Origin of the sequence: Streptomyces sp. NPDC047117 (assembly GCF_040643545.1) — a bacterium.
Classification (GTDB): Bacteria; Actinomycetota; Actinomycetes; order Streptomycetales; family Streptomycetaceae; genus Streptomyces.
The window spans coordinates 31,422-43,236 of record NZ_JBEYUN010000025.1 but is presented as its reverse complement, the minus strand read 5'-3'; the positions used below and the strand labels follow the sequence as shown (position 1 = coordinate 43,236).

Annotated in this window: 8 protein-coding genes; 1 reads left to right on the top strand and 7 read right to left on the bottom strand. The window is 73.1% G+C overall.

Going from position 1 to position 11,815, the window contains the following annotated elements:
- Window positions 1–3: 3 nt before the first annotated feature.
- The 3 genes from ABZ840_RS33650 to ABZ840_RS33640 form a co-directional block, all read right to left on the bottom strand.
- On the bottom strand, window positions 4–867 hold the full coding sequence (locus ABZ840_RS33650) for an ABC transporter permease (RefSeq protein ID WP_361566496.1): 864 nt from the start codon (window positions 865–867) through the stop codon (window positions 4–6).
- The gene (locus ABZ840_RS33645; protein ID WP_361566494.1) at window positions 864–3,569 is read right to left on the bottom strand and encodes a CocE/NonD family hydrolase; all 2,706 of its coding nucleotides are present in this window, start codon (window positions 3,567–3,569) and stop codon (window positions 864–866) included. The genes ABZ840_RS33650 and ABZ840_RS33645 overlap by 4 nt, the downstream gene beginning before the upstream one ends.
- Before the next feature lie 100 nt (window positions 3,570–3,669).
- Complete coding sequence (locus ABZ840_RS33640; protein WP_361566491.1) at window positions 3,670–4,944, bottom strand: hypothetical protein; 1,275 nt, start codon at window positions 4,942–4,944, stop codon at window positions 3,670–3,672.
- A gap of 148 nt (window positions 4,945–5,092) precedes the next feature.
- Here ABZ840_RS33640 and ABZ840_RS33635 point away from each other — a divergent pair, with 148 nt between their 5' ends.
- Window positions 5,093–6,325, top strand: coding sequence for a styrene monooxygenase/indole monooxygenase family protein (locus tag ABZ840_RS33635; protein ID WP_361566488.1), 1,233 nt, complete (start codon window positions 5,093–5,095; stop codon window positions 6,323–6,325).
- Between the two features lie 132 nt (window positions 6,326–6,457).
- Here the strand turns inward: ABZ840_RS33635 and ABZ840_RS33630 are convergent, their stop codons facing one another.
- From ABZ840_RS33630 to ABZ840_RS33615, 4 genes are read right to left on the bottom strand one after another with little or no spacing between them, the layout of a single operon-like run.
- Complete coding sequence (locus ABZ840_RS33630; protein ID WP_361566486.1) at window positions 6,458–7,951, bottom strand: CoA-acylating methylmalonate-semialdehyde dehydrogenase; 1,494 nt, start codon at window positions 7,949–7,951, stop codon at window positions 6,458–6,460.
- Window positions 7,952–7,989: 38 nt separating this feature from the next.
- On the bottom strand, window positions 7,990–9,909 hold the full coding sequence (gene iolD, locus ABZ840_RS33625) for a 3D-(3,5/4)-trihydroxycyclohexane-1,2-dione acylhydrolase (decyclizing) (protein ID WP_361566484.1): 1,920 nt from the start codon (window positions 9,907–9,909) through the stop codon (window positions 7,990–7,992).
- On the bottom strand, window positions 9,906–10,844 hold the full coding sequence (iolB, locus tag ABZ840_RS33620) for a 5-deoxy-glucuronate isomerase (protein ID WP_361566482.1): 939 nt from the start codon (window positions 10,842–10,844) through the stop codon (window positions 9,906–9,908). Before iolB ends, iolD begins: the two co-directional genes overlap by 4 nt.
- A gap of 56 nt (window positions 10,845–10,900) precedes the next feature.
- Entirely contained in the window at window positions 10,901–11,782 is an 882-nt protein-coding gene (locus ABZ840_RS33615) for a deoxyribose-phosphate aldolase (protein WP_361566479.1), read from the bottom strand.
- Window positions 11,783–11,815 lie beyond the last annotated feature (33 nt).

The window sequence follows — 11,815 nt, the reverse complement described above, 5'->3', positions numbered from 1 at the left end:
CCGCTACGACACCACGTCCTTGGTGCGGAAGCCGCGGAAGGCCAGCGCGAAGAGGACCAGCGCGTAGGAGACCGAGACCGCCGCGCCCTGCACCATGTCCGAGATCTCCAGCTTCGGCTGGAGCGCGTCCACCCAGGCGAACTGCCAGTGCGCGGGCAGCACGTCGCGCCAGTTGCCGAGCGCGGTGACCTGGTCCAGGACGTTGCCGACGATGGTGAGGCCGACCGCGCCGCCGACCGCGCCCAGCGGCGCGTCGGTCACCGTCGACAGCCAGAACGCCAGCGCCGCCGTCACCAGCTGCGACACGAAGAGGTACGCCACCACCAGCGCCAGCCGCGGCACCGCGTCCCCGGCCGGCAGCACTCCTCCACCCGGCAGCCGCAGCCCGTCCCAGCCGTACGCGTACGTGCCCACGGCCAGCGCGACCAGCGGCAGCAGCACCATCGCCGCCGCGCTGAAGGCCAGCGCCACGGTCAGCTTGCTCAGCAGCAGCCGGGTCCGCGGCACGGGCGCCGCCAGCAGGTACCGCAGCGAGGACCAGCTCGCCTCCGAGGCGACCGTGTCGCCACAGAACAGCGCGACCGGCACCACCAGCAGGAAGCCCGCCGAGACGAACAGCGCGGTGGCCGCGAAGTTGGCGGCCGAGGCGGTCGCGGTGTCCATCAGGTTGACCCGGCTGTTCCGCCCGGCCGGATCGCCGCCGATGGCGAACGCCGCGGCCAGCACGAACGGCAGCGCGACCAGCACCAGGCCGACCACCAGCGTGCGGCGCCGCTTCAGCTGCCGCAGCGCCTCGACGCGCAGCGGCAGGGTGCGGCCCGCGCGGTAGCCGGCCGCGGGCCCGGCCGGATGTGCGGCGGTACTCATCGGTCCCCTCCGATCAGGGTCAGGAAGGCGTCCTCCAGGCGGCGGTGCGGCCCGACGCTCTCCACCGGCACGCCCAGCCGGAGGAGTTCGGCGAGCAGCTCCGGGGTGCCGGCCGTGCCGTCGAGGCGTACGAGCAGCCCGTCGTCACCGCCCGCGACCGAGGCGACGAACGGCAGCGCGGCCACCTTCTCCACCACCCCGTCCGGCACCGGCGCCGCCGTGCCGACCAGCAGCGTGTCGCCGCTCCCGACGATCTCCGCGACCGGGCCCGCCTGCACCAGCCGGCCCCGGTCCATGACGACCAGATGCGTACAGGTCTGCTCGACCTCGGCCAGCAGATGGCTGGAGACGATCACGGTCCGGCCCTCGGCCGCGTACCGGATCATCACGGCCCGCATCTCGCGGATCTGCGGCGGGTCCAGGCCGTTGGTCGGCTCGTCCAGGATGAGCAGGTCCGGCAGGCCGAGCATGGCCTGCGCGATGGCCAGCCGCTGCCGCATGCCCTGCGAGTACGTACGGACGGCGCGCTGCAGCGCCTCGCCCAGGCCCGCGATCTCCAGCGCCTCGTCCAGGTGCGCGTCCTCGGCCGGCCGGCCGGTGGCGCGCCAGTACAGCTCCAGGTTCTCCCGGCCCGTCAGATGCGGCAGGAAGCCCGCGCCCTCGACGAACGCGCCGACCCGGGAGAGCACCGGAGCACCCGGCCGCACCGCGTGCCCGAACACCCGGATCTCGCCCTCGTCCGGCGTGATCAGACCCATCAGCATCCGCAGCGTGGTGGTCTTGCCCGCGCCGTTCGGCCCGAGCAGCCCGAGCACCTGGCCGCGCTCGACGCCGAAGGTCAGCTCCCGTACCGCGTACCGGTCCACGGCGCCCGCGTACTTCTTCGTCAGGCCGGTGATGCGCAGCGGCACGTCCGCCAGGTCCGGGTCGGGCGCGGGCGGGGCCGTGCGGCGGCGTCCCGTGAGCAGCAGCGCGCCGGCGATCAGTACGGCCGCGAGCGGCATCCCCCACACCCACCAGGGCAGCGAGGTGGGGGCGGTCCGCACGCCGGGCGCGGTCGGCACGCTCAGCGCGTCCTTGCCGGCGAGCGACACCTTGTAGACGGCGGGCTCGTCGGGTGACGCGTACGCCATGTCGGTGGCGGCCACCACCAGCCGCATGTGGTGCCCGGCCTCGAATTCGTGGTCGATGGCGGGGAGCCGGACGGAGACCGTACGGCCGTCCTTCGCGTCCGTCACCCGCAGCGGCGTGACGAGCTGGTGCGGCAGCAACTGGCTCTGCCCGTCCGGGCCGACGTCGTAGACCTTGGCGAACAGCACGGCCTCGTCGTGGTCGCTCCTCACCCGGATCTTCGCCGTGGGCTCCCCCGTGACCTGCACGGACTCCTTCAGCGGCGCGGACTCGAACCGGGCGTACTGGCCGGGGAAGTCCAGCGACGGGCTGTTGCCCAGCGCGCTGAGGCTGCCGAGCGCGGCGCCGATGCCGGGGACGGAGGAGATGGCGGGCGGATCGCCGCCCGCGGGGTTGGCGAGGGTCTGCTCGCGGCCGGCGAGCGGCACGGACCGCGGGTCGCCGCGCAGGCCCGGATAGCTGTCCCCGGTCGCGCCGCGCAGCCGCGAGGCGCCGTCGCGGGCGTTCACGCCCCCGGCCCGGCTGATCCGGAACGCCGGACCGGTGTCGGCGCCGCTGTCCTCCTTCAGGTAGCGGGCGAACCACGCCTCCGTACGCGCCAGGACCCGGGACTCCTCGCGGTTGCCGCCGTCGTGGCCGCCCTCGATCCAGTCCACCGCGACCGGCGCGCCGTTCTTCTTCAGCGCCTTGGCCAGCGCGTCGGACTGGCCGAGCGGGAAGAGCGAGTCGGACTGGCCCTGGGAGATGAGGGTCGGCACCTTGATGCGGTCGGCCACCGCCTTCGGGCTGCGGCTCTCCAGCATCTTCCGGGCCGCCTCGTCCGGCCGGCCGGAGACCGCCACCCGCTCGTACATCCGGCACAGCTGCGCCTCGAAGCGGTTGCAGGCCACGCCGCGTGCGGGGTTGGGCACGGTGGTGGTGACGGGGGCCGAGCCGGTGGTGAAGAAGTAGCCGGCCCACAGCTTCTTGAACACCCCGTTGGGGAACAGCGCGTCGGCGAGGTTCCAGTACGTGATCTGCGGGGCGATCGCGTCGACCCGGGGGTCGTGGGCGGCGGTGAGGAGCGCGATGGCGCCGCCGTACGAGGCGCCGGTCATGCCGACGCGCGGGTCGCCGGCCTTGTCCAGCTGCACCTCGGGGCGTTTCGCCAGCCAGTCGATGAGCCCGCCGACGTCGGCGACCTCGCCCTTCGGGTCGTTGAGGCCGATCTTGCCGGTGGAGCGGCCGAAGCCGCGCGCCGACCAGGTGAGGACGGCGTACCCGGCGCGCGCGAGCTTCCGGGCCTGGCCGGCGGCCGCGGTCTTGCTCGCGCCGAAGCCGTGGCCGACCAGCACGGCGGGCCGGCGGCCGGAGTCCGCCGTGCTGGTGAAGTAGGAGGTGTCGATCCGGACGGTGGACTTGCTGCCGGGCTTCTCCGGCAGCGTCAGAACGTGGTCCTCGCGGTGCACCGCGGGGGCCGCGTCGTCGGACGCGGCGACGGCCGCCCACGAGCCGCCGCCGAGCAGGACGCCCAGCACGGCCACGAGCGCGACCAGTCGCCGGCCACGCGGCCGGGGAACCTTCAGAGCCATGTCGTTCACCCTACGGGGGTGCCCAATGATCTCCGGGTCAGCCCTACGAACTCCGGACCGGCCCCCGCGACCTGCGGATCAGCCCTGCGCGGACCGCGGATCAGCCCTGCGGCGGACCGAAACCGCCGCCCGGCGGAGCGGGCGGGACGGGCGGAGCCGGCGGCGCGCCGTACGGCATGGGCGGCGCCTGCGGGGCCTGCGGCGGTACCGCGGGGGCCTGCGGGGGCGCGGCGGGCGGGCCGAAGCCCGGTGCCGGGGCGGGGCCGAAGCCGGGCTGCTGCTGCGGCTGCTGCATCGGCGGCGCGTACCCGGGCTGTCCGTAACCCGGCTGCGGCTGGCCCGGCGCGCCGTACGGCTGCGCGCCCTGCATCGCGAACGGCGCCGGCCCGGGCACGCCCGACTGCGCCGGCGGGTACCACTCGGCGGCGACGGGCACGCCCGGACGCCCCATCAGGACCAGCAGCGCCACCGCGCCCACCAGCTCGAACAGGATCTGCGTGTGGTTCAGGATCATCGGGAACGCCGGGCCCTGCTGCACCGAGAAGAGCACACCGAACCTGATCAGGGCGATCGTCGTCATCAGCGCGAGCGGCAGCAGGACCAGCGCCAGCCCCAGCGCGAAGCCGCGCGCGGACCCCGCACGCCCGAGGCACAGCAGCGCGCCGACCGCGGTCAGCAGGACGAAGACGACGGACTGCCAGCCGCCCGCCACGCTCAGCAGCGCCGTCAGCGTGCCACGGCCCAGATACAGCGCCTCCAGTACGCCGGAGCCGTACTCCACCACCATGTAGATGTTCCAGACCGCGCCGAACAGCGCGAGGACACCGAGCACCACGGCACCGGTCGCGACCGCCGGCTTCGCGGGACGCATCGGCGGGTCGCTGGGCCGCCGCGTGGGCCAGCTGCGCATGCCCGCGAGGAGCACCACGCCGCACGCGAAGGCCAACAGGATGACGAAGGCGCTGCTGATGAAGACGCCCTCGAAGGTGCCGCTGCTGTTGTCCACCTCACCGCGGAACCAGCGGTCGTCGCTGGTGTGCTGGCCGGTGCTGATGAACACCAGCACGCTGGAGGTGAACGTCAGCGTCGTCGCCACGGCCAGGATGCCGCCGGCCGCCCGCGCCCCGGTGAACGCCGCCCAGACCGCGCCGAGCTGCACCACCGCGAGCGCCAGCGTGAACAGGTCGGTCACCATGCCCGTGCCGCCGGCACCGGCCCAGGAGTCCCACAGCGCCCCGAACCCGCGCTCCGCGACATCGATCGCCATCCATGTGGCGCTGTGCAGCAGGAAGAGCGTGCAGAACACCCCCGCGGTGATCCGCGCCCCCTTGCTGAGGACCGTACTGTGCGGCATCTCGCCCCCGTCTTTTCTCATGTTGTGCCAATGTGCCGAGCTGCGCCGGGTGCCGGAACGGCGGTACGGCGCCCGCGCACCGTAACGGATCTGTACACCCCCCGCGCACCGCCAGTACAACTGAAGAAGGGGTCCGGCGCCGCACCGGGCCGCGGGGGTGGGAGGCGGCATGCGCGCCATCGCGATCGTCGGAGCCGGGCAGGCGGGACTGCAACTCGCCCACGGGCTGCTCGCCGAGGGGTACGACGTGACCGTCGTCTCGGACCGCACACCGGAGCAGATCCGCTCCGGCCGGGTGATGTCGACACAGATCATGTTCGGTCCCGCGCTGGGCCTCGAACGGGCGGCGGGCCTGAACTCCTGGGACGGCAAGGCCCCTGGCATCACGGCACTCCAGGCCACCGTCTGGGATCCGCCGGGCACGCCCGCGCTGCGCTTCAGCGGCCGCTTCGACGAGGAGGCGCAATCCGTCGACCAGCGGGTGAAGACGGCCGACTGGCTCGACCTCTACGAAGCGCGCGGCGGTCGGGTGGAGTACGGCGCGGCCGACGCCCGCCGGCTGGCCGCGCTGGCCGCCTCGCACGACCTGACGCTGGTGGCCGCGGGCCGCGGCGACCTCGCCCGGCTCTTCCCCCGGGACCCGGCCCGCTCCCCGTACGACCGGCCGCAACGCACCCTGGCCTGCATCTACCTGCACGGCGTCGGGCACCCGCCGGAGTACCCCGCGCCGCAGGCCCGCTCCCATCTCACCGCCGAGGCCGGGGAGATCTTCGTGATCCCCGCGCTCACCACGGGCGGACTGTGCGACATCGTCTTCTTCGAGGGGCTGCCGGGCGGCCCCTTCGACTGCTGGCAGGACCGCCCGGACCCGAGCGGCTGCCTCACGCGCACCCAGAGCCTGCTGCGCCGGTACGCGCCCGTGGAGTACGAACTGTGCCGGAACGCCGAACCGACCGACGCACGCTGCACGCTCTACGGCGCGGTCACCCCGACGGTGCGGCGCCCGGTCACCGAGGTGGCGACGGGCCGCTGGGTCCTCGGCATGGCGGACACGGTCGTCGTCAACGACCCTGTCACCGGCCAGGGTTCGAACAACGCGGCCCGCTGCGCCGCCCGCTACCTCCGCGCGATCAGGGAACGCGGCGCCGCGCCCTTCGACCGGGCCTGGATGGAGCGGACCTTCGAGACCTTCTGGGACCACGCGCAGTACGCGACGGAGTTCACCAACGCCATGCTCCAGCCGCCCCCGGACCACGTACGGCGGCTGCTGGCGGCCGCCGCCCACTGCCCGGCCGTCGCCCACCGCTTCGTCAACGGCTACGCCGACCCCGCCGACTTCCGCCACTGGCTCACCGACCCGGAGGCCGCCGCCTCCTACCTGGCGGAGATCCGCGGCGCGTGAGCGCGGCGCGGCTCCTGACCTCGGCGCGCCTCCTCGGTGCGGTCGGCGGAGCCCCGCCGGTCAGCACCGGCAGGGCTCCGTCCGTTGCGCTTCCGTTCCGCCTCCGATCCGCTTCAGTTCCGCTTCCGGGCGTCAGCTGTTGCTGGGGAAGCCCAGGTTGATGCCGCCGTCGGAGGGGTCCGGCCAGCGGGTGGTGACGACCTTGCCGCGGGTGTAGAAGTGCACGCCGTCGTTGCCGTAGATGTGGTGGTCGCCGAAGAGCGAGTCCTTCCAGCCGCCGAAGGAGTGGTAGCCCACCGGCACCGGGATCGGCACGTTCACGCCGACCATGCCGGCCTCGACCTCCAGCTGGAAGCGGCGGGCCGCGCCGCCGTCCCGCGTGAAGATCGCGGTGCCGTTGCCCCACGGCGAGTTGTTCATCAGGGCGATGGCCTCGTCGTACGTGTCGACACGGACGACGGAGAGCACCGGGCCGAAGATCTCGTCGCGGTAGCAGTCCATCTCGGGCGTGACGTTGTCCAGCAGCGAGACGCCGATCCAGTGGCCGTCCTCGTGGCCCTCGACGGTGAAGCCCGTGCCGTCGAGCGCGACGGTCGCGCCCTGCGCGCCGGCGCCGGTCACGTACGAGGCGACCTTGTCCCGGTGCACCTTGGTGATCAGCGGGCCCATCTCGGAGGCCGGGTCGTCGCCGGGGCCGATGGTCAGCTGCCCGGCCCGCTCCTTGATCTTCTCGATCAGCGGGTCCGCGGTGTCACCGACCGCGACCACGACGGAGATCGCCATGCAGCGCTCGCCCGCCGAGCCGTACGCCGCGTTGATCGCGGAGTCAGCGGCCAGGTCCAGGTCGGCGTCCGGCAGCACCAGCATGTGGTTCTTCGCGCCGCCCAGCGCCTGCACCCGCTTGCCGTTGGCGGTGCCCGTGGTGTGGATGTACTTCGCGATCGGGGTCGAGCCGACGAAGGACACCGCGGCGATGTCCGGGTGCTCCAGGATCCGGTCCACGGCGGTCTTGTCACCGTTGACGACGTTCAGCACACCGTCCGGCAGGCCCGCCTCGGCCGCCAGCTCGGCCAGCTTGAAGGCGGCCGAGGGCACCTTCTCGCTGGGCTTGAGCACGAAGGTGTTGCCGCAGGCGACCGCGAGGGGGAACATCCACATCGGCACCATCGCCGGGAAGTTGAACGGCGTGATGCCGGCGACCACACCCAGCGACTGGCGGATCGAGGAGACGTCCACGCGGGTGGAGACCTGGGTGGACAGCTCGCCCTTGAGCTTCTCGGGGATGCCGCAGGCCAGCTCGACGATCTCCAGGCCGCGGGCGACCTCGCCGAGGGCGTCGGAGTGCACCTTGCCGTGTTCGGCGGTGATCAGCTGCGCGATCTCCTCGCGGTGCGCGTCGACCAGCTCGCGGTACTTGAACAGGACCGAGGTGCGCTTGGCGAGCGAGCTGGTGCCCCAGGTCCGGAAGGCCTCCTTGGCGGCGGCGACCGCGGTGTCGACCTCGTCGACGGAGGCGAAGGGGACCTGCTTCTCCTGGGCGCCGGTGGCCGGGTTGTAGACCGGACCGAAGTTGCCGGAGATGCCCTCGACGGGCTTGCCGCCGATCCAGTGGCTGAGGGTCTTCATGTGCGGGGCCTTTCTGGGGACGAAAGCTTCAGCGGAGGTCAGAGGTGGCGGCGGCGTCCGGCCGCCTGGCGGTCGTACTCCTCCCGGGCGAGCAGCGCCGCCTCACGCGTCGCGGTCTCGGCAACAGGAACATCCCACCAGGCCTGCGCCGCGGGCGCGCCCGGCACTGTGTCAGCCGTTTCGGTCTCGACATAGACACATGTGGGCCGGTCGGAGGCGCGCGCCGCCGAGAGCGCCGCCCGCAGCTCGGCCACGGTCGCCGCGCGGATCACGTCCATGCCCAGCGACGCGGCGTTGGCGGCCAGGTCCACCGGCAGCGGCTCGCCGGTGTACGAGCCGTCCTTGGCCCGGAACCGGTACGCCGTACCGAACCGCTCGGCGCCGGTCTCCTCCGAGAGGCCGCCGATGGAGGCGTAGCCGTGGTTCTGGATGAGGACGAGGTTGATGTTGATGCCCTCCTGGACCGCCGTCACGATCTCGGTGGGCATCATCAGGTACGTGCCGTCGCCGACCAGCGACCACACCGGACGGTCCGGGGTGGCCATCCGGACGCCGATCGCGGCCGGGATCTCGTACCCCATGCAGGAGTAGCCGTACTCCAGGTGGTACTGGCGGCGGGACCGGGCGCGCCACAGTTTGTGCAGGTCACCGGGGAGCGAACCGGCCGCATTGATGATCACGTCGTCGTCGCCGACGGTCGCGTCGAGCAGCCCGAGCACCTGCGTCTGGCTGGGCCGCGCGTCCTCGGCACCGGTCAGGTACGCGGTGTCGACCATCCGCTCCCACTCGGCCTTGGCCGCGCCGTACGCCTCCTCGTACGCCCGCTCCACCCGGTGCCTGCCGAGCTCCCGGGACAGCGCCTCCAGGCCCGCGCGGGCGTCCGCGATCAGCGAGTGCGCACCGAGCTTGTGGGAGTCGAAGGAGGCGATGTTGAGGTTGACGAAGCGCACGCCGGGGCGGGCGAACAGCGTCGCCGAGGCGGTGGTGAAGTCGGTGTAGCGGGTGCCGACCCCGATGATCAGGTCCGCCTCGCGGGCCAGCGCGTCCGCGGTCGCGGTACCGGTGTGCCCGATACCGCCCACGTCGGCCGGGTGGTCGTACCGCAGCGAGCCCTTGCCCGCCTGGGTGGAGGCGACCGGGATGCCGGTGGCGTCGGCGAAGGCCCGCAGCGCGTCCTCGGCCTCGGAGTGGTGGACGCCGCCGCCCGCGACGAGCAGCGGCCGCTCGGCGGAGCGGATGGCGTGCACCGCCTCGGCCAGCGCGCCCGCGTCCGGCTGCGGGCGGGTGACGCGCCAGACCCGGTCGGCGAAGAACTCCTCCGGCCAGTCGTACGCCTCGGCCTGCACGTCCTGCGGGAGGGCCAGGGTGACCGCGCCGGTCTCCACCGGGTCGGCGAGCACCCGCATCGCCTGCAGGGCGGCGGGGATCAGCGCCTCGGGGCGGCCGACCCGGTCGAAGTAGCGGGAGACCGGGCGCAGCGCGTCGTTGACGGAGACGTCCCCCGCGTACGCCACCTCCAGCTGCTGGAGCACGGGCTCGGCCGGGCGGGTGGCGAAGGTGTCGCCGGGCAGCAGCAGGACCGGCAGGCGGTTGACCGTGGCCAGCGCCGCGCCCGTGACGAGGTTGGTCGCGCCGGGGCCGATGGAGGTGGTGACGGCCTGCGCGGAGAGCCGGTCGGACTGGCGGGCGTACCCGACGGCGGCGTGCACCATGGCCTGCTCGTTGCGGCCCTGGAGGTAGGGCATGCCCGGGGACTCGGGGGTGGTCCCCCGCTCGTAGCCCGTGGGCTGCGACTCCAGGAGTGCCTGGCCGAGTCCGGCGACGTTGCCATGGCCGAAGATGCCCCAGGTGGCGGCGATCAGGCGGTGCCGTACGCCGTCCCGCTCGGTGTACTGGTGGGCCAGGAATGCGACCAGGGCCTGCGCGACCGTGAGGCGGCGCGTCGTCGGGGCGGTCATCGAGGGTCTCCTGCGGGTGCGCTGTAGAGGGGGAGGCGGGGGTCGACGGGCTGCTCGGGCCAGGTGCCCCGGATCCAGCCGTGGTCCGGGTGGTCGCAGATCAGCCACTCACGGGCCTCGCCGGGGCCCGCCATGACGTTGAGGTAGTACATGTCGTGGCCGGGGGCGGCGATGGAGGGGCCGTGCCAGCCGTCGGGGATGAGGACGACGTCGCCGCCGCGGACCTCGGCGAGCACATCGGTCTCACTGCCGTCGCCGGAGGGCGTCACGCGCTGGTAGCCCAGGCCGGGCCTGGTCGTGCCGTCCTCGCCGGTCGCCGCGGCGATCTCGAAGTAGTAGATCTCCTCCAGCTCGGACTCCTCGCCGGGCCGGCACTCGTCGTGCTTGTGCGGCGGGTAGGAGGACCAGTTGCCGCCCGGCGTCAGCACCTCGACGGCGATGAGCTTGTCGCACTCGAAGCCGTAGTCACTGTCGCCTCCGGCGGGGGCCGCCGCGGCGAAGTTGTTGACCTGGCGCGAGCAGTTTCCCGTGCCCCGCAGCTCGACGGGGACGGACGAGGCGGGGCCGTACCGCGCGGGGAGTTTGCGCTCGCAGCGGGCACCGGTGAGCGCGAAGCGGCCACCGGACTCGCTGGCGATGCCCACGTGCGCGTCGCGCGGTACGTACGCGAAGTCCGTGACGCCGCTGAAGACGCTCTCCCGGCCGGTCAGCGCGAACTCCTCGCCGGAATCGACCGCGACCGTGCACCCGCCGGACAGCGGCAGCACGACCCACTCGCTGTCGCCGGTCGGGAAGGAGTGGTGGCCGCCGGGCGGGAGTTCGAGCACGCGGAGGGAGGAGTACCCCCAGCCGGCGTTCTTGGGATGGATGTCGAGGGCGTACGGACCGTCGGCGGCGGTGCCGGCCGGGCGGTGGAAGCGGGATTCGGCGTTCATGGCGTCAAGTCTCCTACTGATCACTGACAGTGACAGATGTCTGTGGACAACTCCGGCTAGAGCAGGCCGACCGCGGTATCCACAGCGCTTGTCACATCCCCGTCGACGGGGTAGAGCAGCGAGCGCCCGGCGACCAGCCCCTGCACGGTGGGCAGATGAAGGGCCTTGCGCCACTTCTCGTACGTCGTGTCCTGGTCGGCGGCCGAGATGTCCCCGCCGAGCAGCACCGTCGGGAGCGTCGAGGTCTCGCAGACCTGCGCCATGTCGTCGGGGTCCTCGGTGACCGGCAGCTTGAGCCAGGTGTACGCGGAGGTGCCGCCGAGCCCGGAGGCGATGGCGACGGACTTGGTCACCGCCTCGGCGCTCAGGTCGTTCTTCACCTTCCCGTCGACCCGGCGGGAGATGAACGGCTCGACGAAGGTGGGCAGTTCCAGCTCGGCCATGGCGTCGATGGCGCGCGCGGTGGACTCCATGGTGTCCAGCGATCCGGCGTCGTCGTAGTCGATGCGCATCAGCAGCTTGCCGCAGTCGAAGCGGAGCCGGGCGATGTCCTGCGGGCGGTGACCGGTGAAGCGGTCGTCCATCTCGAAGGACGCGCCGGCGATACCGCCGCGGTTCATGGAGCCCATCACGACCTTGCCCTCCAGGGCACCCATGAGGAGCAGGTCCTCCAGGATGTCGGCGGTGGCCAGCACCCCGTCGACGCCCGGCCGGGACAGCGCGAGCGAGAGGCGTTCCAGCAGGTCGAAGCGGTCCGCCATGGCCAGCTTGCGGTCACCGACGGCCAGGGCGCCGCGCGCGGGGTGGTCGGCGGCGACGATCATCAGCCGACCACTGTCGCCGATGAGGGGGCGGCGGGTGCGGCGGGCCGCGGCTTCCGCGACGGCTTCGGGGTGCCGGGCCCGCAGCCGCACGAGGTCGGAGAGCGGAGTGGTCAAGGCGTAACTCACCTTCTTGAGCGCCCGCGCGGT

What these genes read in the sequence shown, in the direction of transcription:
- ABZ840_RS33650 (WP_361566496.1), bottom strand. Translation starts at nt 867, where the DNA reads ATGAGTACCGCCGCACATCCGGCCGGGCCCGCGGCCGGCTACCGCGCG.
- ABZ840_RS33645 (WP_361566494.1), bottom strand. Translation starts at nt 3,569, where the DNA reads ATGGCTCTGAAGGTTCCCCGGCCGCGTGGCCGGCGACTGGTCGCGCTC.
- ABZ840_RS33640 (WP_361566491.1), bottom strand. Translation starts at nt 4,944, where the DNA reads ATGAGAAAAGACGGGGGCGAGATGCCGCACAGTACGGTCCTCAGCAAG.
- ABZ840_RS33635 (WP_361566488.1), top strand. Translation starts at nt 5,093, where the DNA reads ATGCGCGCCATCGCGATCGTCGGAGCCGGGCAGGCGGGACTGCAACTC.
- ABZ840_RS33630 (WP_361566486.1), bottom strand. Translation starts at nt 7,951, where the DNA reads ATGAAGACCCTCAGCCACTGGATCGGCGGCAAGCCCGTCGAGGGCATC.
- iolD (WP_361566484.1), bottom strand. Translation starts at nt 9,909, where the DNA reads ATGACCGCCCCGACGACGCGCCGCCTCACGGTCGCGCAGGCCCTGGTC.
- iolB (WP_361566482.1), bottom strand. Translation starts at nt 10,844, where the DNA reads ATGAACGCCGAATCCCGCTTCCACCGCCCGGCCGGCACCGCCGCCGAC.